Here is a 22,076-nt window from a genome sequence, read left to right on the forward strand (position 1 = left end):
GAATGCCCAGACTCGCGTAAACCTCAATCTCTCGAACCGCCCGGTGCGGACCCGCATGCCGGGTGGTGTGGCAGGGGTGCGATCACATCGATCGCCCCCTATGCCGATTTCTGGTTTTGGCGCCGATAGGGCGCGTCATTGCCCTTCAGCCGGCGAGCGCCTGAAGGATCCGCACCCAGGAGCGGATGCCCTTATGGTAGGAGACAAGCTCGTACTTCTCGTTCGGCGAATGGATACGGTCATCGGCGAGGCCGAAGCCGACGAGCAGCGATTCCATGCCGAGCATCTTCTGGAAATCTCCGACGATCGGGATCGAGCCGCCCATGCCGATGACGATGGCAGGTTTCGGCCACTCGTCGGAAAGCGCCGTCTTCGCCTTGGTCAGAACAGGCGAATCATAGGAGAGATGAATCGCCGGCGAGCCGCCATGCGGATGGAATTCCACCGAGCAGTCGCCCGGAATTTTCGACCTGACATAGCTGCGGAAAGCCTCGCGGATGGCGGCCGGATCCTGGGTGCCGACGAGCCGGAAGGAAACCTTGGCCGAGGCCTTTGCGGCGATGACCGTCTTGAAGCCTTCGCCGGTATATCCGCCCCAGATGCCGTTGATTTCGGCCGTCGGCCGCGCCCAGGTGAGTTCCAGCACCGACCGGCCCTTTTCGCCGGAGGGAATGGAAAGGCCGACTTCACCGAGGAAGCTCTCCGCCGTTTTGCCGAGCGTATCCCATGACGCCTTGATGTTGTCGGGCGTTTCCTCGACGCCGTCGTAAAAGCCCTCAAGCGTGATGCGGCCGGTCTCGTCATGCAGGCCGGCAAGCGCCTCGACGAGAATATGGATCGGATTGGCCGCAGCACCGCCGAAAAGGCCCGAATGCAGGTCGCGGTCGGCGGCCGTCACGACCACCTCCTCGCCGACGAGGCCGCGGAGTGCCGCGGCGATTGCCGGCGTATCGCGGTCCCACATGCCGGTATCGCAGACAAGCGCATAATCGGCCTTGAGTTCGGCGGCGTTGGCTTCGAGGAAAGGCTTCAAGGACGGTGAGCCCGATTCCTCCTCGCCCTCGAACAGAATGGTGATGCGGCAGGGAAGTGCGCCATTGATCTCCTTATAGGCGCGGCAGGCTTCGACGAAGGTCATCAGCTGGCCCTTGTCGTCGGAGGTGCCGCGCCCGGTCAGGATCTTGCGGCCATCGCCGACATCCTTGATCGATGGCTCGAAGGGATCGTTTTCCCAGAGCTCGACCGGGTCGACCGGCTGCACGTCGTAATGACCGTAGAAAAGAACATGGGGCGCGTCGGCGGAAGCGCCGGCATGGTGGGCGACCACCATCGGGTGGCCCGGTGTGTCACGCACCGAGGCGGTAAAGCCGAGGCTTTCGAGATAGGCGACCAGCCATTCGGCCGCCTTCCGGCATTCGGTCCGATAGACGGGATCGGTGGAAATCGATTGGATGCGCAGAAGCTCGAACAGCTTTTCGAGGCTTGAGGAAAGGTTCTGATCGGCGCGCGCAAGCACCTGTTGTAGATCCGTCATTTTCGACTCCTTTTTGAAATTTGGCCGGACGATAGACCAAACGATGAAGGCAGGCGAGGCGGAAAAGCAAAATGGGCGGCGCGAAAGCGACCATATCCAGATCGGGTGCAAGAAGATTGCCGGATAATATAGAAGAAGCTGCTAATTCAATTTACAGTTATTTAGTACAACCTAAATAGTCTGACAGAATTCAGCTGTTCGGGGGGACGGATGTTTTCGGTCATTACATGTATTCGGGACGATCACGATTGGCGGCTGGTGCTCGCGGCCGCCGCGGTTTGTCTGATCGGCGCAATGGCAGCGATGCTGCCGCTTTCGCGCGCTCAAGGATGCGATGCCGGGCGCCGCAGGCTCTGGATCGGCGCCTCGGCTTTCGCCTTCGGCACCGGCGTATGGGCAACGCACTTCATCGCGATGCTGGCCTATGACGGCGGCATGCCGATCAGCTACCAACTGGGGCTGACGGCGCTTTCCTTCCTCCTGTCGGTTGTCGGTTCGTGGGCGGCGATCGTCGTCGCTTCGGAGAGCCGCGGCAGGCTTTCGCGCATCCGCGGCGGCGTCCTGATGGCGCTCGGCATCGCCTCGATGCACCTGACCGGTATGCAGGCGATCGAGACACAGGCGGTCATCGTCTACGATCCCTACATGACGCTGAGTGCGGTTCTGGCGGGGGCGCTGCTGTCGAGCGCTGCCTTCGATGCCTTCTTCCAGTGGAGGGGCCTGAGGCGGCTCCTCACCTCGTCCGTCATCTTCGTTCTTGCAATCTGCGCTCTCCACTTCATTTCGATGGCAAGTATCACGCTGGTGCCGGATCCCGGCAAAGAGGTCCCGGCGATGGTGCTCGATACCAGCCTGCTGGCAGCGATCGTGGTGGTAGCGGCGACGGCTCTCATTCTGACCGCTATCGCGGTGGTCTTTATCGACAGCCATCTGACGGATCTGAGAGGGCTCGCCAATGCCTCGCAGGAAGGGTTGCTGATCCTGCGCGAAGGCAGGGTCATCGATGCCAATGAACGGTTCCAAACTCTTTCCGGCTGGAAGCTTGCCGATCTTATCGGCAAGGCGCCGTCCGCTGCTTTGACCGCCATCCAGGGGCAGAACAGGCCCGGCGAGACCTTGCTCAGCACCAGCAGCGGCAAGGAGATCGCCGTCGAAGTCAATACGAGCAGGATCGTCTATCGCGGGCACAATTGTGACGTGCTGGCGGTGCGCGATCTGACGGAGCGCAGGCAGGCCGAGGAGATGATCGAACATCTCGCCCACCACGATGTTCTCACCGATCTTCCAAACCGGTCGTTGTTCGATACGCGCATCCGCCAGGCGCTGCAGATGGCCGAACGAAAGAGCAGCAAGGTGGCCCTCTTCTATATCGATCTCGATCGGTTCAAGAGCGTCAACGATATTTTCGGCCATGCCGAGGGCGACCGAATTCTCCGCAAGGTTGCCTCCATCCTCCGTCGCGTCGCCGATGAAAGCGATACGATCGCCCGTCTCGGTGGCGATGAATTTGCCATCATTCAGCCCGCCGGACAGCAACCGGCGGCCGCGCAGAAGCTCGCAGCCGCGATCCTCGACGAATTCGCCGCCGAGATGGATACGGCACGCGACCCCACAGCCGTCGGCGTCAGCCTCGGCATCGCCCTTTATCCGGCCGACGGACGTGATGTGGACGAGATCTGCAACAATGCCGATATCGCACTCTATCGGGTCAAGCACGGCGGCCGCGGCAAGGCCTGTTTCTTCGACGCGGAAATGGACGAGGCCACGCGAGCCCGCCGCCAGATCGAAAGCGAACTGCGCCACGCCATCACCCGCAATCAGATCCATGTCAGCTATCAGCCGATTTACGGCGCACTTAGCGGCGAGGTCAGCGGTTATGAGGCCTTGATGCGCTGGAACCGGCCGGGGCACGGCATCAGCGAGCCGGATGTCTTTATTCCGATCGCCGAGGAAAGCGGATCGATCGTCCAGCTCGGCGAATGGGTGCTGCGCGAGGCCTGCGCAGAAGCTGCGCGCTGGCCGCATCCGCTGACGATCGCCGTCAACGTCTCGCCGGTGCAGTTCATGCTGCCGAACCTTTGCGAGCGGATCGAGGCAATCCTCGAGGAAACGGGGCTCGCGCCCGACCGGCTGGAAATCGAAATCACCGAGGCCGCTCTCATCCGTGACCGCGATCGGGTGATGGCCACGCTGCAGCGCCTGCGCAGTCTCGGTGTTCACATCGTCATGGACGACTTCGGCACCGGTTTTTCCTCGCTTTCCAACCTGCGAACCTTCCCGTTCGACAAGATCAAGGTCGACCGCAGCTTCACCGGCATGCTGGAACATGACGCGGCGTCACGTTCGATCGTGCGCGCAATCATCGGTCTCGGCCACAGCCTCGGCATGCCTGTCGTGACGGAGGGCGTCGAAACCGAGACGCAGCGCCAGATCGTCCTCGAAGAAGGCTGCGCGCAGGTGCAGGGCTTTTTGCTCGGCAAGCCGGATATCGAGCCGAGCATCAAGCTCGCCGCCAAAAGCCTTCTGTCCTCGACGGCCGACGCTGACGCGTCGCCGCATCCGTGGCGGCGATCTACGCGTCTTGCCGGTGAATAATCTCGATCAGAGCGTCTTGGCGTTTTCCAGCAGCCGGCGGATATATTCGAGCGTCAGCTCGCGTTCGAATCCGCGAAAGCCTTTGAACAGCGCGAGGTCCGCCTCACGCGCGGTCTCGATCGCCTCAGCCTCCATTGCACGCGCCTTCGGCGTCAGGAAAATCAGCTGCGCCCGCTTGTCGGACGGATGCGGTCGGCGTTCGATCAATCCGTCACGGGCCATGCGCGAAAGCGTATTGGCCATGGTTGCCTGTTCGATAGCGACTCGGTCGAGAAGCTGTTTCTGGGTCAGCCCATCCTCGGCCCAGAGTTCCAGCAGGATGGGAAACTGGCCGGGAGAGAAACCAAGTCCGACCGCACGCTGGTGCAGCGAGCGGGCAAAACCTTTCGCCAGCTGGCTGGCAAGGTAAGCTCCCGAATCCATGCGGTTAAATCCCATGATTGCAAGTTAGGCTCAAAACCGTGCCGGAGACAATGCAGCAAATCGCAGAGGATGCTGCAAAAAATGCAAGCCGCGATCAGACCTGCGCGAGCCTGGAAAAACAAAAGCCGCCATGACCTGGAGGTTGGCCATGGCGACTTTAAAATGGGGACAAAGGCCCGGAGAGGGGGATAAGGCCTTTGTCCAAGCCTGATGCGGCGGGGGACAAGCCGGTAATCAGACCCGCGACGCGATCAAGCGCCGGTGACATGCATTTGTGGCTACGAATGTGGTTTTTCAAGGGTCACGGTACGTTACAAATCGGTAACAGTTTGGTGAGCGGAAATCCTTTCCGCTCTTGGCGCACCGAACTTTATATGGACCTGGTTTCCTGCCCGCGCTATCCATGCACGCATGAAAAATGGCGATCATCTCTTCCTAGTCGACGGTTCCGGTTTCATCTTCCGGGCGTTTCACGCATTACCGCCGCTGACGCGCAAGACCGACGGTCTGCCGGTCGGCGCCGTTTCCGGTTTCTGCAACATGCTGTGGAAGCTCTTGAGGGATGCGCGCAACACCGATGTCGGGGTAACGCCGACCCATCTTGCCGTCATTTTCGACTATTCCGCTAAGACATTCCGCAAGGATCTCTACGACGCCTACAAGGCGAACCGATCGGCCCCGCCGGAAGAGCTCATCCCGCAATTCGGCCTTATAAGAGAGGCGACCCGCGCCTTCAACCTGCCCTGCATCGAGACCGAAGGCTTCGAGGCCGACGACATCATCGCCACCTACGCCCGCCAAGCCGAGGCCGCGGGCGCCGATGTCACTATCGTTTCCTCCGATAAGGATCTGATGCAGCTCGTCACCTCCAATGTCCATATGTATGACAGCATGAAGGACAAGCAGATCGGCATTCCCGACGTTGTCGAGAAATGGGGCGTGCCGCCGGAAAAGATGATCGATCTGCAGGCGATGACCGGTGATTCCGTCGACAATGTTCCCGGCATTCCGGGAATCGGCCCGAAAACCGCTGCCCAGCTCCTTGAGGAATATGGCGATCTCGACACGCTGCTCGATCGCGCCACCGAGATCAAGCAGGTCAAGCGGCGTGAGACGATCCTTGCCAATATCGAGATGGCGCGGCTTTCGCGCGAACTCGTGCGGCTGCGCACCGACGTGCCGCTTGATCTCGATCTCGACGCGCTGGTGCTGGAAGCGCAGAACGGCCCGAAGCTCATCGGCTTCCTGAAGACGATGGAATTCACGTCGCTGACCCGACGCGTCGCCGAAGTCTGCGATTGCGATGCGAGCACCATCGAACCGGCGGTCGTCCCTATCGAGTGGGGCAAGGCGGCCCATGGTCCCGATCTCGACGCGGCCGAGCCGGAACCTGTTGCCGGCGGCATTCCGGACGTATCGGGCGAATCGGTGCCCGTGCCGCCGCGCGCGAAGGCAAAGAGCGGCGTCGAAGGCGCTTTTTCGCCGGCCGATCTCGCCAAAGCGCGGGCCGAGGCATTTGCGACGCTGCCCTTCGATCATTCGAACTACGAGACGATCCGCGATCTGGCGACGCTCGACAGATGGATCGCCGATGCGCGCGACACCGGCCTTGTGGCTTTCGATACCGAGACGACGTCGCTGGATGCGATGCAGGCCGAGCTGGTCGGCTTTGCGATGGCGATCGCCGACAATGTCAGCGATCCCACCGGCACGAAGATTCGCGCCGCCTATGTGCCGCTCGCCCACAAGAACGGCGTCGGCGATCTGCTCGGCGGCGGCCTTGCGGAAAACCAGATTCCCATGGGTGACGCCTTGTCGCGGCTGAAGGCATTGCTAGAGGATGAATCGGTCCTCAAGGTCGCCCAGAACCTGAAATACGACTACCTCTTGATGAAGCGTTACGGCATCGAAACGAAGAGTTTCGACGACACGATGCTGATCTCCTACGTGCTCGACGCCGGCACCGGCGCTCACGGCATGGACCCGCTCTCGGAAAAATTCCTCGGCCATACGCCGATTCCGTACAAGGACGTGGCCGGCAGCGGCAAGGCGAACGTCACCTTCGACCTGGTCGATATCGACCGCGCCACCCATTACGCCGCCGAAGACGCCGACGTGACGCTGCGCCTTTGGCTGGTGCTGAAGCCGCGGCTGGCGGCGGTGGGGCTGACCAGCGTTTACGAGCGGCTGGAGCGGCCGCTGCTGCCGGTGCTGGCGCATATGGAAGCGCGCGGCATCACCGTCGATCGGCAGATCCTGTCGCGGCTGTCCGGCGAACTGGCGCAGGGGGCGGCGCGTCTGGAAGACGAGATCTACCAGCTCGCCGGCGAGCGTTTCAATATCGGTTCGCCGAAGCAGCTGGGCGATATCCTGTTCGGCAAGATGGGCCTTGCCGGCGGCAGCAAGACGAAGACCGGACAATGGTCGACCTCCGCCTCGGTGCTCGAGGATCTCGCCGCCGCCGGTTTCGAGCTCCCGCGCAAGATCGTCGATTGGCGCCAGCTCACCAAGCTGAAATCCACCTATACCGACGCGCTTCCGGGCTATGTCCATCCGGAGACCAGGCGGGTCCATACCTCCTATTCGCTGGCTTCGACGACCACAGGGCGCCTGTCCTCGTCCGAACCGAACCTGCAGAACATTCCAGTGCGCACCGCAGAAGGCCGCAAGATCCGCACCGCTTTCATCTCGACGCCGGGTCACAAGCTGATCTCCGCCGACTACAGCCAGATCGAACTGCGGGTGCTTGCCCATGTGGCCGAGATCCCGCAGCTGACCAAAGCCTTCGAGGATGGCGTCGACATTCACGCCATGACCGCGTCGGAAATGTTCGGCGTGCCGGTCGAAGGCATGCCGGGCGAAGTGCGCCGCCGCGCCAAGGCGATCAATTTCGGCATCATCTACGGCATCTCCGCCTTCGGCCTCGCCAACCAGCTGTCGATCGAGCGCTCGGAAGCCGGCGATTACATCAAGAAGTATTTCGAGCGTTTTCCCGGCATTCGCGATTATATGGAGAGCCGCAAGGCGATGGCGCGCGACAAGGGTTATGTCGAGACGATCTTCGGCCGGCGAATCAACTATCCCGAAATCCGCTCGTCCAATCCGTCTGTGCGGGCCTTCAACGAGCGTGCGGCGATCAACGCGCCGATCCAGGGTTCGGCTGCCGACGTCATCCGCCGAGCGATGATCAAGATGGAGCCGGCGCTCGCCGAAGCCGGTCTTGCAGAGCGTGTGCGCATGCTGCTGCAGGTGCATGACGAGCTGATTTTCGAGGTCGAGGACGAGGATGTCGAAAAGGCGATGCCGATCATCGTCTCGGTCATGGAAAACGCCACGATGCCGGCGCTCGAAATGCGCGTGCCGCTCAAGGTCGATGCCCGCGCCGCCACCAATTGGGACGAGGCGCATTAACCGCCTCCCCAAAACGAAAAAGATTTTTCCGTTTCTCCTAACTCACTGAAATCACGACCATGTACCTCCCCAGGCCGTATCGGAACGATACGGCTGGAAGGAACTTATTAACCTTCCTTTTCTATCCCGGTAGGGTCGTAATTTGTTAGGCATGAGTGAGTAGCGGACGCATGCGTTTTCCCAGAACCAATTTGACGGATGCCGCAGATTTTTCCAGCGGCATTGAAACGGAGCTTCCGGAAGAAAATCCAGGCGAGAGGCCGCCGGCGCCGATCTGGCAGAGCAACTTCTCGCTCGCGCCGAATGTTCGCTTCACCCGCACGCCCGAAACGCTGATCAGCCGCCGCCGCCCGTCGAACGAGCCCGTTCGCAGTGAACCGGAAGCGGAACAGCAGGCGATACGGATAGAACCGGTCGCGGTCGACGTGCCCTTCGATATCTACCTGCCAGAGCCCGCTGAACCTGCCGTAGTGCAGGCTGAGATCGAGACGCTGCAGCCGCCGGCGGCCGCGGTGGAGGCTCCCACCCTGCGCGTCGCTTCCGAACTGTCTTCGATTTCCGATTTTGCCTTCTGGGAAGTCATGGCCTTCGAGGAGGGCGAACCGGTGCGCGTGCCCTCGATCATTCTTCCGAAGATCGAGACCGCGCCCGAATCGATCACCTCGCTGTTTCGCGTCATGGAATGGCGTCCGGGCGCGCTGAAGCCCGCTCAGGCGGCATCCCGACCGGTCCAGCCACCGGCTGCAACGCCCGCGCCGGTAGCTTCGCGCCTGCCGGCGGTGATTTCCCTGGAAAGGCCCGTGCGGACCCGCGAGGCGGCGATTACGCCGGCGCAGCAGGTCGCGCCCCAGACTGCGCCGATGCCTCAGGTCACGCCGGTGCCTCAGGCCGCCCCGGTGTCTCAGACTGCCCTCGTGCCTCAGGCCGCCCCCGTGCCTCGGACTACGCCCCCCGTCGCCGCGGTCCTGCCGTCGCCGCGCCTTGCGGCGAGGCCTGAAAAGATCGATGCATCAGGTTATGAATTCCCGCCGCGCGCTCTTTTGCAGGAGCCGCCTGAACGTCTCGGCGAGATCATGTCGCAGGAGACGCTGGAGCAGAATGCCGGTCTTCTGGAAAGCGTGCTTGAGGATTTCGGCATCAAGGGCGAGATCATTCATGTCCGCCCCGGCCCCGTCGTCACCCTTTATGAATTCGAGCCGGCGCCCGGCGTGAAGTCGTCGCGCGTCATTGGCCTGGCCGATGATATCGCCCGCTCGATGTCGGCGCTGTCGGCCCGCGTCGCCGTCGTTCCCGGCCGCAACGTCATCGGCATCGAGCTGCCGAACGTCACCCGCGAAACCGTCTATTTCCGCGAGATGATCGAGAGCCAGGATTTCGACAAGAGCGGCTATAAGCTGGCGCTCGGCCTCGGCAAGACGATCGGCGGTGAGCCTGTCATCGCCGAGCTCGCAAAGATGCCGCACCTGCTCGTCGCCGGCACCACCGGCTCGGGCAAATCGGTCGCCATCAATACGATGATCCTGTCGCTGCTCTACCGTATGACGCCGGAACAGTGCCGGCTGATCATGGTTGACCCGAAGATGCTCGAACTCTCCGTCTATGACGGCATTCCGCATCTGCTGACACCCGTCGTCACCGATCCCAAGAAGGCGGTCATGGCGCTGAAATGGGCTGTGCGCGAGATGGAGGAGCGTTATCGCAAGATGTCGCGCCTCGGCGTGCGCAACATCGACGGTTACAATGGCCGCGTCTCCCAGGCGCGCGAAAAGGGCGAGACCATCCACATCATGGTCCAGACCGGCTTCGACAAGGGAACCGGTGCGCCGATCGAAGAGCAGCAGGAGCTGGATCTCGCGCCGATGCCTTATATCGTCGTCATCGTCGACGAAATGGCCGATCTGATGATGGTCGCCGGCAAAGAGATCGAGGGTGCGATCCAGCGTCTGGCGCAGATGGCGCGTGCCGCGGGTATTCACCTGATCATGGCGACCCAGCGTCCGTCGGTCGATGTCATCACCGGCACGATCAAGGCGAATTTCCCGACCCGCATTTCCTTCCAGGTCACCTCGAAGATCGACAGCCGCACCATCCTCGGCGAGCAGGGGGCCGAACAGTTGCTCGGCCAGGGCGACATGCTGCATATGCAGGGCGGCGGACGCATCGCCCGCGTCCACGGTCCCTTCGTCTCCGATGCCGAAGTGGAGAAAGTCGTTGCGCACCTGAAGACGCAGGGACGCCCTGAATATCTCGACACCGTGACGGCCGACGAGGAGGAAGAGCCGGAAGAGGAAGACGCCGGCGCCGTTTTCGACAAGAGCGCCATGGCCTCAGAGGATGGCAACGAGCTTTACGAGCAGGCGGTCAAGGTCGTCATGCGCGACAAGAAGTGCTCGACCTCCTATATCCAGCGCCGCCTCGGCATCGGCTATAACCGCGCTGCTTCACTGGTCGAGCGCATGGAGAAGGAAGGTCTTGTCGGTCCGGCAAATCATGTCGGCAAGCGCGAGATCGTTTCCGGGCGGAGCGACGGCGATTGATTGACGATAACCGAAGTGCGCAACGCCCTTCGGTCTCATCTTCTCAACGTAGTCAACCCCACCGTTTCATTGACGAAGGCTGATTTTCCGCCGGTATAGAAATCCCAATCGCCGTCTGCCTCCGCGGCCAGCCGGCGTTTCAAGTCGGCATAGGCTTTGGCCCTGTCGGGATGGTCTCTGAGATAATCGCGAAACAGGATGCGTTCTTGATGCGCGCGATTGTCGGGACCGCAAAGATAGAGTCTGAAACCATAACACTCGCGATTCCGGGTAAAGACCCAGCGGCCGTCTCCATGAGGGTCGCCGTGAAAGATGAAGTGGGCGGCGCGTACCAATTCGATTGCTGGCGGTAGCGCTTCATCGGATATCGCGACGACATCGAGGTCGATCTTCGGCTTGGCCGCAAGGCCGGGCACCGATGTGCCGCCGATATGGTCGATGGACAGCACGAGATCACCGAGCAGGATGGAGACTTCGACGCTGATTTCGGCAAAGAGCAGCGGCCAGGAGGGGTCGTAATCGACGACTTTGATGGCGCGCATCCTGCCTCTCTACTGTGTCGAATTCACTTCGGCCAGCAATCCGTCCAGGATCGCGATCATCTTTTGCTCGGCCTCTTCGAGCGAGCCGCTATTGTCGAGCTCCGTCACGTCATAGTCGCCACGCACGGTCAGCGGGCCGCGGGCGAGCCTGGCCATGATGTCCTCATGTGTCTCGCGGCCGCGCGCTTCCAGCCGGCTGGCGAGCACGTCGGGGCTGGCCGTGACATTGATGACCTTCAGCCGCGGGAAAGCGGCCTGGAAGCGGTGAAGCGCCGAGCGCGAGCCGTTGGCCACGACGACATGGCCTCTCGACAGCGCCACCGACACTTCGGCCGGAATGCCGTATCTCAGGCCATGCGCTTCCCACCAGACCGCGAAGGAGCCTGACTGCTCCATGGCGGCAAAGCCTTCGAGGGAGACGGAAAGATGATCCTCGCCGCCGGCATTACGGTGGCGGGTGATGACGCGGCGGGCGAAATGCACGTTGTCGCGGCCGGAAAAACGCCGTGCAGCGAGGTTCATCAGCGTGTCCTTGCCGGCGCCGCTCGGCCCGACGACGACGACCATGATGCCGCGTTCGGCTCCGGCTGCAGCATGGGGTTCGTGCGGGGTCATGCGACACGGCGTCCCTGGCGCCAGACGGAGCGTGTGACCGGCACGCCGTGCGAGCGGTGGACACGGACGAGATCGGCCCGCAGCCCGGTCGCGATCCGGCCGCGATCGTCGAGGCTGACGGTGCGGGCAGGCGTCGACGTCACCATCGCGATCGCTTTCGGAAGGGTGATGCTCTCCACCTCGTCGGCGAGAATGAAAGGAGCATGCAGCAGGCTGAGCGGCACGTAGTCGGAGGACAGCACGTCGAGCACGCCCATTTCGGCGAGATCACGGGCGGCGATGTTGCCGGAGTGGGATTTGCCGCGCACGATGTTCGGCGCGCCCATCAGCACGCTCATGCCGTGCTCGTGCGATGCCCGGGCGGCATCGAAGCTGGTCGGAAACTCGGCAAGCCGCACGCCATTGTCGATTGCCTCGTCGACATGGGAGAGCGTGGCGTCGTCATGGCTTGCGACCGTGATGCCGCGCTCGGCGCAGACCTTGGCGATGGCATTGCGATGCGGGGTTGAATTGCGCGCCGATTCCGCCTGGCGCTTGGCAACGAAACGGGCGAAGGCCTCGTCGCTCAGGCCCCGCTTCTTCTGGTAGTAGAAGATATATTGATCCATCGTCTGAAACTGCCGCTGGCCGGGCGCGTGATCCATCAGCGAGACGAGCCGCACGTGCGGATCCTTTTCGAAATCGGCGAAATGTTCGAGTACGTTGTCGGCCGAAACCTCGCAGCGAAGATGGATGAGGTGCTCGGCGCGCAGCCGGCCTTCCTTCTCCGCCGATTGGATGGCGTCGGCCATCTCGCGCATCTCGCCATGTTCGAAACCGCCGTCCTCGTCCGCGCCCATGCGCAGGCAGTCGAAGACCGTCGTGATGCCCGATGTGACGATCTGGGCATCATGCGCTTGGATGGCAGCCGTCTTGTGCCAGCGGATGCCGGGGCGCGGCTGATAATGGCCTTCGAGATGGTCGGTATGCAGTTCGACCAGGCCGGGAATGATGTAGTCGCCCTCGAAATCTTCGCCGGCTACCGAATTACCTTCAGAAATATCGGCGATCTTGCCGTCGCGGATGAGGATCGATCCTGAAAAGATGTCGTCCTCGAGAACGATGCGGGCGTTGGAAAAGACGGTCTCTTTGCTCATATCGTCGGGTCTTTCAGCTTTTGGCGCCGGAAAGCGGCAGCCAGGAATGAACTTTGAACGGGGCGCCGCGCGTCTCCTCGATGAAGACGGCGAGCCCGGAGATCGAAAGCGGCCGGCCGGTGAAACCGGCAAAACGTTCCGCCAGGATTGCTCTCATCACCTCGGCGCGCTCTGCGGGCACCTGGCCGCTCAGCGTCATGTGGAAACCGAAATCCTCCATGACGTAAGGATAGCCCCAGCGCTGCAGATTGGCGCGCTGGCTGTCGCTGAGCCTTTCCGGATTGCGGCGCGCGATATCGGCCTCGGACAGCGTTGCGCGGAACGGCTCGAAGGACTTTACCACCTTCGCTGCGAAATCCTGAAGAGGTTGATGAAGAGAAGCCGGAACAAGGGCAAAAAATCGACCGAGCTGACCGAGGGCGAGCTGAGGTATCTCGAAGGCCGGGGTCCGCGCGGCAAGCTCCTCGGCAAAGGCCATGAGATCGCTTTCGGTGACTGAAGCGGCAAGCGAAAACGGCGCCTTGATCGTCGCATGAAAGCCATAGCGCCGTGGGTCGGCGGTCAGCTCGAACTGCTCTGCCGCACTCAGCGTCTCGTGTTCGGGTGCAGGATAGGTTTCGCCGGTGAAAGCATCGCGACCGAGCCAGCGCGAAGCCGCGCCGGTCAGGGGATCATCATTCGGCGGCGAAAAATAGAGGGCGTAGCGCAAGGCTTTTTTCCTGGGGATTGTCGAAACGGGGAGGGCAATGTGCAGTGATTTGGCGGCGAACCGCAAGCAGGCTCCCGGCTAAAAGATTTCCGTGACAGAATGATGATGACGGCTAAGCCGCCATCGCCCTTCATCGAGTGCTCAGTGCGTCTTCGTGCCCATCAGCCGGTGGCGCAGCGCGTTCGAAGCGGCGTCGAACAGGAAGACCACGATCAGGATTAGAATGACCATATAGGCGACGTTTTCCCAGTTGGCGTTGGTGCGCATCGCCTCCCAGAGTTTAAGGCCGATGCCGCCCGCGCCGACGGCGCCGATGATCGTGGCGCCGCGCACGTTCGATTCCCATTGATAGAGCGTCTGGCTGACGATGACGGGAACGATCTGCGGCATGATGCCGTAACGGTGGACGAGCACCGTTTGGGCGCCGGTCGATTTGATGCCTTCCCGCGGCTTGTTGTCGATGTTCTCGAGCCCCTCGGAATAAAGCTTGCCGAGCGTGCCGGTCTCGGTGAGGAAGATCGCGCCGCTGCCGGCAAGCGGCCCTGGGCCGAAGGCGCGAGTCAGGAACAGCGCCCAGATCAGCATGTCGACCGAGCGCAGGAAATCGAAGAAGCGCTTGAGGATCTGGTTCAGGAGGCGGTTCGGCGTGATGTTGCGCGCCGCCAGGAAGGCGAGCGGAAAGGCGGCAAGCGCGCCGAGCAGCGTTCCGAGAAAGGCCATGACGATCGTCTGGAAAAGCTTGGTCCAGACGTCGCCATGCTGCCATTCGTTGTTGTTCCAGATATCCGCGAAGGCGAGCGACAGGTTGGTCTGGTCGGGCTTGATGCGCGGGCCGGAGACAATGAGGCCGATGACTTCGCCGACCGGCTTGTCGAAGAAGGAGGATTGCGTGTCGAAGAGGAAATTCGCCCAGCCGAGGAAGCGTTTGCGAATCTTGACGCGATCGACGGAAATGCTGACATCGCCGGCAAAGCCGAGATCTGCGAGCACGTTGTCGTCATAAACAGTCATCCAGCTCGGCACCGGCCCGACCACCTCAGGCGCGCCGCTCGAAACGTTGACCGGGACGCTGACGCCGTGCGCGGTCACGATCGTTTCGCTCTTCGAAACGGTGACGCTGCGACTGGTGCCGCTGACGGAAACGGTGATGCTGCCGTCGGGATTGTTGACCACCCAGTCCGGATCCGGATTGTCGCCGAGCGGGGAGAAGCGGGGATAACGCACCTCGATCGAGCCGTCATCCTGGATGCGGAAGTCCGGCTGCACATCGTAGCTCACCCATTGGCTGAGATAGATGCCGACGCGCTCCCAGTGGGCTTCGGCAAGAAGCTTGGGCAGGTCAAAGAACCAGACGGCGTAAAGGCCGTACAGCAGTGTCGCGATCAGAATCATCAGCCCGCCGAAACGCTGGCGGAACGACCGGTGGAAACAGTCCGGATAGCGCGCTTCGATCTCATGCATGCGATTTGCGTCGATCACCGTCATGGCGGCCTCAATGTTCCAGAAGGAAAGCATGCTCGCCGACAAGACGGCGGCGCAGCCATGCGGAGAACTGGTCGACGGCGAAGATCGTCACGAACAGCAGCAGCACGAGCGCCATCGTCTTGGCGCCGAAGCCGCGTGAGATCGAAAGCTTCAGCTCCTCGCCGATGCCGCCGCCGCCGACGGCGCCGATAATGGTCGAGGCGCGCACGTTGACCTCCAGGCGTAGCAGGGCATAGGAGGCGAAATTCGGCAGCACCTGCGGCAGGGCGGCGAAGCGCACGCGCTCCCACCAGTTGGCGCCGACGGCCTTCATCCCCTCATGCGGCTTCATGTCGATGTTTTCGGCGACTTCGTAGAAGAGTTTGCCGAGCGCGCCGATCGTGTGCAGGGTGATGGCGATGATGGCGGCGACCGGCCCGATCGACAGGATCGCCGAAAACAAGCCGGCGATGACGATTTCGGGGAAGGCGCGCAGGAACTCCATCAGCCGCTTGGTGAAGATGCGCAGCGGCCATGAACTCGTGAGGTTGCGGGCGGCAAAGAAGCTCAAGGGAACCGCAAAGATGAAGGCGATAATCGTCGAAATCAGCGCCACGTTGATCGTCACGATCATCAGCTCGAAATATTCCGGAATGTAGAAGGCGCCCCAGATATAGACGCGGCCCTTGATGAAGTTGAATTCCTCGCCGCCTTTGTCGTTGACGCTCGCTATGTCGAAAAGCGCGCGCCAGACGTCGTTCCAATCCTTGGGAATGAGCCAGCTCAGGAAGTCGAAGAGGTGCGGCATGCGTTCGAAGAAATGGCCGGCATTACTCTCGTCGGCAAAGCGGACGGAGCTCAAGAAAGCCGCGATGAGGATAACCAGGCCGAGAATGGTGTAGAAGCGGCGCCTGGCGATCATCCGATCCCAGGCGGTGCCGATCTCCTGCGTGCTCTGCATGTGCGGCTGTGTATCGGCAATGGTCATGGACGCTCCGCGCGGTAATAAACAAAGGGCGGCCGTTGCCGGCCGCCCCGCATTGAAAAGGCGATCAGCCGCCGATGGCCGCCTTGCGAACTTCGACGACAGCATTGTAGAAGTCGTGCTTGACGGGGGCGTAGCCCTTGTAGTCGCCGCCTTCGACGGCCGAGAAGCACTTGTGATCCTTTTCCGGCAGGGCCGTGAAGAAGGCTGCGAGCTTCGTCTGCCACTCTTCGCCGAGGGCGTTGCGCACGACGAGCGGGCCGTTCGGGATCAGCGGCGAACGCCAGACTTCAACGAGCTTGTTCGGGTCCACGGCGCCCTTGTCGACTTCCTTGCGGAAGGTGCCGGAGGTGTAGCCGTCCTTGAAATCGCCGATGCCCGACGAGTCGTCGACGGCAACGTCGACCTTGCCGTCATAGGCGGCAAGCAGGTTGTTTTCATGACCGCCGTTGAACTGGGTCGAGGCAAAGAACTTGTCGTTCGGCATGCCGGTGTCCTTGGGGATCTGCGTCAGCGGCACGAGGTAACCGGAGGTGGAGTCCGGATCGGCGTAGCCGAGCTTCTTGCCCTTGGCGTCCTTGATGGTCTTGATACCGGAGGACTTCAGTGCGAGGCCGATCGAGTGGTAACCCGTCGAACCGTCCTTCTGCTGCGTCGTCAGGATCGGCGTAACGGCCTTCGGGTCCTTGAGGTAGACGGAGGCGTAGCCGGAAGCGCCGAGTTCGGCGAAGTCGAGCGTGCCGCCGAGCAGGCCCTGGATAACGCCGTCATAATCGGCGGCCGGGAACAGCGAGACCTTTTCGAAGCCGAATTCCTGCTTCAGGTGGTCGGCGAGGCAGGCATAATTGCGCAGGCGGTCGGTTTCGTTTTCGCCGCCAAGGATGCCGATGCGGAATTCCTTGAGATCTGCGGCATTGGCGGCGCCGGCGAGCGCGAACAGCGCCGTTGCTGCAAAGAGTGCTTTCTTCAACATGCGTTCTCTCCTATCGACCGGTGTTCCGGCCTTCCCGTTACGAAGAAATGTGCCCTTGACGCGGGCGTTCGATCGCGGCCGTCCCGCTCAGAGGCCGGCCAATGCCAGCGGTTGAGCGCCGGCGGATTGATTGTCTGCCCTCTCGGAAGCGATATTGATGGACGTCGACGTCATGGTTTCGTCGATGCCGGCGCCATCCTTGTCCGTTCCGTAGATTTCCTTCACTGCTTCGGCCGTCAGTTCCGAAGGCTTGCCGTCGAAGACGACGCGGCCGCCGGCCATGCCGACGATGCGCTCACAATAGTTGCGGGCGGTGTCGAGCGTATGCAGATTGGTGATGACGGTGATGCCCTCGCGCTCGTTGATATCGCGCAGCGCATCCATGACGATCTTGGCGTTCAGCGGGTCGAGCGAGGCGATCGGCTCGTCGGCGAGGACCATCTTCGGGTTCTGCATCAGCGCGCGGGCGATCGCCACGCGCTGCTGCTGGCCGCCGGACAGCGTGCCGGCCGGCTGCAGCGCCGTCTGCTCGATGCCGAGGCGTTCGAGCGCGACAATCGCATGCACGCGTTCCTCCCGGGTGAAGATGTTGAGGAGGCTAAGAAGCGTCGAGCGGTGATTGAGGCGGCCGAGCATGACATTGGTCAGGACATCAAGGCGCGGCACCAGATTGAACTGCTGGAAGATCATCGCACAGTCGCGCTGCCAATTGCGCAATGCCCGGCCGCGAAGCCCGGAGACCTCGACGCCGGCGAAATGGATGGAGCCAGCGCTCGGCTCCTGCAGGCGGTTGATCATACGCAGCAGCGTCGACTTGCCGGCTCCGGAGCGGCCGATGATGCCGACCATCTCGCCTTGAGGAATGGTGAGCGTCACGGCATCGACGGCGAGCTTGTTTCCGAAACGGCGGGTGACATCCTTCAGCTCGAACATCATGCTCTTCCCTTGCACTCCAGGCCTCGGTCAGCATCGCATTAGTCCCGCTTCATGAACCTCAAATGTCATATTTGTGTAAGAACTGTCACAAATCTCCGCGCTGCGGAGGCGGTGTCTAGCCCTCGTAGCGGGCGAGAAAATCTTGCGCGCTTAGGTTGCGGAAATCCTGCAGGGCCAGGCGCAACCGCTCGTGCTGCCAGTCCCACCAGGCAAGCCTGTCCATGCGTTCGCCGATCTCTTTCGGGAAGCGTTCGCGGATGAGCTTTGCCGGCACACCGCCGACGATCGTGTAGGGCGCAACGTCCTTCGATACGACGGCGCCGGCACCGATGACGGCGCCGTTGCCGACGTTGACGCCGGGCAGGATGGTCGCGCCATGGCCGATCCAAACGTCGTGGCCGATCGTCACCCGATTTGCCCGCCGCCAGGCGAAGAAGTCCGTCTCCATGTCGGCGTCCGGCCAGTAATCGGCGGCGCGATAGGTAAAATGATGCAGTGTCGCCCGCCAGGTCGGATGGTTGGTGGCGTTGATGCGCACGGCGGCGGCGATATTGACGAACTTGCCGATCGCCGCGCACCAGACGGAACCGTCCTGCATGATGTAGGAATAGTCGCCGAAGGTGGCTTCGCTGATGCGGCAACGTTCGGAAACCTCGGTATAACGCCCGAAAGTGGAGCCGCTGACATCGGCCGTTTCGTGGATATAGGGCTCGATGCCCAACTGGCGGCTCATGCGGCGATCTTCCGAGGCGAGAACTGCTGGACGTCGAGGATGCGGTCGGCGACCGCCTCGCGCACTTCCTCGTCGTGGAAGATGCCGAGAAGGGCGACGCCCGCCTTCTTCTTCTCCGCGATCATGCCGACGACGACGGCGCGGTTTTTCGCATCGAGCGAGGCTGTGGGTTCATCGAGAAGCAGGATCGTATGCTCGGTGATGAAGCCGCGGGCGATGTTGACGCGCTGCTGCTCGCCGCCGGAGAAGGTGGCGGGTGGAAGCTGCCAAAGCGTCTCCGGCAGGTTGAGCCTGGCAAGCAGGGCGCCTGCCTTTTCCCGTGCAACGACGACTTCTTCGCCGCGCGCCACGAGCGGCTCGGCCACCACGTCGATCGCCGCCACGCGCGGTACGGTGCGCAGGAACTGGCTGACATAACCGAGCGTATCGCGGCGAACTTTGAGCACGGTGCGCGGATCGGCGGCGGCGAGATCGACGATCCGCCCGTCATGGCGGATGAGGATCTGGCCGGTGTCGACGGCATAATTGCCGTAGATCATCTTCAGCAGCGAGCTTTTGCCGATGCCGGAGGGGCCGCCGAGCACGACACATTCGCCCGACGAGACCGAGAAGGCGACATCGGAGACGACGGGCAGCCTGATGCCGTCGCGCAGGTGCATGGTGAAGCTCTTCGAGACTTCGGAAACGACGAGGGGCGTTGGCATGATTTGGTTTTCCTGGTTTCTAGCTCAGACCTGCAGGATCGAGGAGACGAGCAGCTGCGTGTAAGGCTCTCGGGGATCGTCGAGTACGCGGTCGGTGAGGCCCTGTTCGATGACGACGCCGTCCTTCATCACCATCATCCGGTGCGACAGCAGACGGGCGACGGCAAGATCGTGGGTGACGATGATCGCCGAGAGGCCAAGGTCGTTGACGAGGCCGCGCACCAGATCGAGCAGTCGCGCCTGCACCGAAACATCGAGGCCGCCAGTCGGCTCGTCCATGAAGACCAGACGCGGGCCGGTGACGAGATTGCGGGCGATCTGCAGGCGCTGGCGCATGCCGCCGGAAAAGGCGCGCGGCTGATCGTCGATGCGATCGACATCGATCTCGACGCGTTCGAGCCAGTTGATGGCGGTGGAGCGGATCTTGCCGTAGTGCCGGTCGCCTATCGCCATCAGCCGTTCGCCGACATTGGCGCCGGCCGACACGGTCATGCGCAGCCCGTCGGCCGGGTTCTGGTGCACGAAGCCCCAGTCGGTGCGCATTAGGAAGCGACGTTCGGCCTCGTTCATATGATAGAGGTCGCGGTAGCCGCCGTCGCGCATATGGTATTCGACGCTGCCGGTCGTCGGCATCAGCCGGGTGGAGATGCAGTTGAGCAGTGTCGTCTTGCCCGAACCGGATTCGCCGACGATGGCCAGCACCTCGCCGGGCCAGAGCTCGAAGGAGACGTTCCGGCAGCCGATGCGCTTGCCGTAGAACTTCGAGAGGTCGTTGACCTTGAGAAGCGGTATATCGGTCATTCTGCAGCCTCCCGGGACAGCATTTCGCCGGCGTGCCCCTGGGCCCGGCGGTTTTCGCAATGGTCGGTGTCGGAGCAGACGAACATGCGGCCGCCCTTGTCGTCGAGGATGACCTCATCGAGGTAGACATCCTCTGCGCCACAAAGCGCGCAGGGCCTGTCGAAGCGCTGGATCTCGAAGGGATGGTCTTCAAAGTCCAGGCTGACGACATCGGTATAGGGCGGTACGGCATAGATGCGCTTTTCGCGGCCGGCGCCGAAAAGCTGCAGCGCCTCCGATCTGTGCATCTTCGGATTATCGAACTTCGGCGTCGGCGACGGGTCCATGACATAGCGCCCATGCACCTTGACCGGATAGGCATAGGTCGTGGCGATGCGGCCGTTGCGGGCGATATCCTCGTAGAGCTTCACATGCATGAGGCCATATTCCTCGAGCGCATGCATTTTGCGCGTCTCGGTCTCGCGCGGTTCGAGGAAACGCAGCGGCTCGGGGATCGGCACCTGATAGACGAGCACCTGGCCGGGCCCGAGTTTTTCCTCCGGAATGCGGTGGCGCGTCTGGATGATCGTTGCATCGCTCGTATGCGTCGTGACCGCCACATTGGCGACCTTCTGGAAGAAGGCGCGGATGGAAACGGCGTTGGTCGTGTCGTCGGCGCCCTGGTCGATGACCTTCAGCACGTCATCGGGCCCGATGATCGAGGCCGTCACCTGCACGCCGCCGGTGCCCCAGCCATAGGGCATCGGCATTTCTCTGCTGGCGAAGGGCACCTGATAGCCGGGAATGGCGATGGCCTTTAGGATGGCGCGGCGGATCATCCGCTTGGTCTGTTCGTCGAGATAGGCGAAGTTATAGCTGGCGAGATCGCTCATTCGGCGGCTTCCTTCATGTCTTCGCCGGCATTGCGGGCGGCTTCGAATTCGCGGCGCATGCGGCGGACGAGATCGAGTTCCGCCTGGAAATCCACATAATGCGGCAGCTTCAGGTGCTCGACGAAACCGGTCGCCTGGACATTGTCGGAATGGGAAATGACGAATTCCTCGTCCTGGGCCGGCGCGGTGATGTCCTCGCCGAGTTCTTCCGCGCGCAGCGCCCGATCAACAAGCGACATCGCCATTGCCTTGCGCTCGCTCTGGCCGAAGACCAGGCCGTAGCCGCGGGTGAATTGCGGCGGCGCCTTGGCCGAACCCTTGAACTGGTTGACCATCTGGCATTCGGTGATCTGGATCGTGCCGAGCGAGACGGCGAAACCGAGCTCCGGCACGTCGAATTCCACCTCGACTTCGCCGATGCGGATCTCACCGGTGAAGGGGTGATTGCGGCCATAGCCGCGCTGCGTGGAATAACCGAGCGCCAGCAGGAAGCCTTCATCGCCGCGGGCGAGCGCCTGCAGGCGCAGATCGCGGGTCATCGGGAATTCCATCGGCTCGCGGGTCAGATCGCCGATCTCGTGATCTTCGGGCATGTCGCCGTCGGCCTCGATCAGGCCCTCCTCGCCGAGGATTTCGGAGACGCGCATGACCCGGCCGGTCTCGGCCGGACGCTGGGCCGGCGCCTCGACCGCCTCGTCGGACAGCAGCGAGGGGTCGAGCAGCCGGTGGGTATAGTCGAAGGTAGGCCCGAGCAGCTGGCCGCCCGGCAGATCCTTGTAAGTTGCCGAGATTCGGCGTTCGATCGTCATATCTGCCGTATCGAGCGGCTTGGAATAACCGAAACGCGGCAGCGTCGTGCGATAGGCGCGCAGCAGGAAGATCGCCTCGATCATGTCGCCGCGCGACTGGCGCACAGCGAGTGCTGCGAGCGTTCGGTCGAAAAGTGAGGCTTCGGCCATGACACGGTCGACGGCGAGCGCCAGCTGCGCCACGATCTGGTCGATGCCGATCGCCGGCAGCGAACGGTCGCCGCGGCGGCGGTCGGCGAGCAGCCGGTGGGCATTGGCGATGGCGGCCTCGCCACCTTTGACGGCAACATACATGAG

General features: G+C 62.3%; 18 protein-coding genes. 3 read left to right on the forward strand and 15 right to left on the reverse strand.

Annotated elements, in window-relative coordinates:
- Positions 1-145: 145 nt before the first annotated feature.
- Positions 146-1,534: a dipeptidase gene (locus QWJ46_RS25000; RefSeq protein ID WP_302754443.1), complete on the reverse strand. Its 1,389-nt coding sequence runs from the start codon at positions 1,532-1,534 to the stop codon at positions 146-148.
- A gap of 210 nt (positions 1,535-1,744) precedes the next feature.
- Here QWJ46_RS25000 and QWJ46_RS25005 point away from each other — a divergent pair, with 210 nt between their 5' ends.
- Positions 1,745-4,129 carry an EAL domain-containing protein gene (locus QWJ46_RS25005; protein ID WP_302754445.1) on the forward strand — a complete coding sequence of 795 codons (2,385 nt, stop codon included), beginning with the start codon at positions 1,745-1,747 and terminating at the stop codon, positions 4,127-4,129.
- A gap of 6 nt (positions 4,130-4,135) precedes the next feature.
- Here the strand turns inward: QWJ46_RS25005 and QWJ46_RS25010 are convergent, their stop codons facing one another.
- The gene (locus QWJ46_RS25010) at positions 4,136-4,552 is read right to left on the reverse strand and encodes a MarR family winged helix-turn-helix transcriptional regulator (protein ID WP_302754447.1); all 417 of its coding nucleotides are present in this window, start codon (positions 4,550-4,552) and stop codon (positions 4,136-4,138) included.
- Positions 4,553-4,963: 411 nt separating this feature from the next.
- Here QWJ46_RS25010 and polA point away from each other — a divergent pair, with 411 nt between their 5' ends.
- A complete protein-coding gene (gene polA, locus QWJ46_RS25015) occupies positions 4,964-7,963 on the forward strand; it encodes a DNA polymerase I (protein WP_302754449.1) in 3,000 nt (999 codons plus the stop codon).
- Between the two features lie 170 nt (positions 7,964-8,133).
- Positions 8,134-10,500: a DNA translocase FtsK gene (locus QWJ46_RS25020; protein WP_302754451.1), complete on the forward strand. Its 2,367-nt coding sequence runs from the start codon at positions 8,134-8,136 to the stop codon at positions 10,498-10,500.
- 35 nt (positions 10,501-10,535) lie between these two features.
- Here QWJ46_RS25020 and QWJ46_RS25025 read toward each other — a convergent pair whose 3' ends face one another.
- From QWJ46_RS25025 to QWJ46_RS25085, 13 genes are all read right to left on the reverse strand, one after another.
- A complete protein-coding gene (locus QWJ46_RS25025) occupies positions 10,536-11,042 on the reverse strand; it encodes a GrpB family protein (protein ID WP_302754453.1) in 507 nt (168 codons plus the stop codon).
- A gap of 9 nt (positions 11,043-11,051) precedes the next feature.
- Entirely contained in the window at positions 11,052-11,657 is a 606-nt protein-coding gene (phnN, locus tag QWJ46_RS25030; RefSeq protein ID WP_184458661.1) for a phosphonate metabolism protein/1,5-bisphosphokinase (PRPP-forming) PhnN, read from the reverse strand.
- Positions 11,654-12,793 (reverse strand): alpha-D-ribose 1-methylphosphonate 5-triphosphate diphosphatase, encoded by a 1,140-nt coding sequence (locus QWJ46_RS25035; protein WP_302754455.1) that lies wholly within the window; start codon positions 12,791-12,793, stop codon positions 11,654-11,656. Before QWJ46_RS25035 ends, phnN begins: the two co-directional genes overlap by 4 nt.
- Positions 12,794-12,806: 13 nt before the next feature.
- Positions 12,807-13,502, reverse strand: coding sequence for a DUF1045 domain-containing protein (locus tag QWJ46_RS25040; RefSeq protein WP_302754456.1), 696 nt, complete (start codon positions 13,500-13,502; stop codon positions 12,807-12,809).
- A gap of 141 nt (positions 13,503-13,643) precedes the next feature.
- Positions 13,644-14,987 (reverse strand): phosphonate ABC transporter, permease protein PhnE, encoded by a 1,344-nt coding sequence (phnE, locus tag QWJ46_RS25045; RefSeq protein WP_302754457.1) that lies wholly within the window; start codon positions 14,985-14,987, stop codon positions 13,644-13,646.
- Between the two features lie 7 nt (positions 14,988-14,994).
- Complete coding sequence (gene phnE / locus QWJ46_RS25050) at positions 14,995-15,954, reverse strand: phosphonate ABC transporter, permease protein PhnE (RefSeq protein WP_302754458.1); 960 nt, start codon at positions 15,952-15,954, stop codon at positions 14,995-14,997.
- 64 nt (positions 15,955-16,018) lie between these two features.
- Complete coding sequence (gene phnD / locus QWJ46_RS25055) at positions 16,019-16,924, reverse strand: phosphonate ABC transporter substrate-binding protein (protein WP_064800255.1); 906 nt, start codon at positions 16,922-16,924, stop codon at positions 16,019-16,021.
- 87 nt (positions 16,925-17,011) lie between these two features.
- Positions 17,012-17,857, reverse strand: a complete 846-nt coding sequence (phnC, locus tag QWJ46_RS25060; RefSeq protein ID WP_302754662.1) for a phosphonate ABC transporter ATP-binding protein — start codon at positions 17,855-17,857, stop codon at positions 17,012-17,014.
- Positions 17,858-17,975: 118 nt separating this feature from the next.
- Positions 17,976-18,593 (reverse strand): DapH/DapD/GlmU-related protein, encoded by a 618-nt coding sequence (locus QWJ46_RS25065; protein WP_302754460.1) that lies wholly within the window; start codon positions 18,591-18,593, stop codon positions 17,976-17,978.
- Positions 18,590-19,297: a phosphonate C-P lyase system protein PhnL gene (gene phnL, locus QWJ46_RS25070; protein ID WP_302754462.1), complete on the reverse strand. Its 708-nt coding sequence runs from the start codon at positions 19,295-19,297 to the stop codon at positions 18,590-18,592. Before phnL ends, QWJ46_RS25065 begins: the two co-directional genes overlap by 4 nt.
- Positions 19,298-19,321: 24 nt before the next feature.
- Positions 19,322-20,098, reverse strand: a complete 777-nt coding sequence (gene phnK, locus QWJ46_RS25075; protein WP_302754464.1) for a phosphonate C-P lyase system protein PhnK — start codon at positions 20,096-20,098, stop codon at positions 19,322-19,324.
- Positions 20,095-20,970, reverse strand: coding sequence for an alpha-D-ribose 1-methylphosphonate 5-phosphate C-P-lyase PhnJ (locus QWJ46_RS25080; protein WP_302754466.1), 876 nt, complete (start codon positions 20,968-20,970; stop codon positions 20,095-20,097). Before QWJ46_RS25080 ends, phnK begins: the two co-directional genes overlap by 4 nt.
- Positions 20,967-22,073, reverse strand: coding sequence for a carbon-phosphorus lyase complex subunit PhnI (locus QWJ46_RS25085; protein ID WP_302754467.1), 1,107 nt, complete (start codon positions 22,071-22,073; stop codon positions 20,967-20,969). The genes QWJ46_RS25080 and QWJ46_RS25085 overlap by 4 nt, the downstream gene beginning before the upstream one ends.
- Between the last annotated feature and the right edge of the window lie 3 nt (positions 22,074-22,076).

The organism is Rhizobium sp. CBN3 (assembly GCF_030518245.1).
Lineage (GTDB): Bacteria > Pseudomonadota > Alphaproteobacteria > Rhizobiales > Rhizobiaceae > Rhizobium > Rhizobium aethiopicum_A.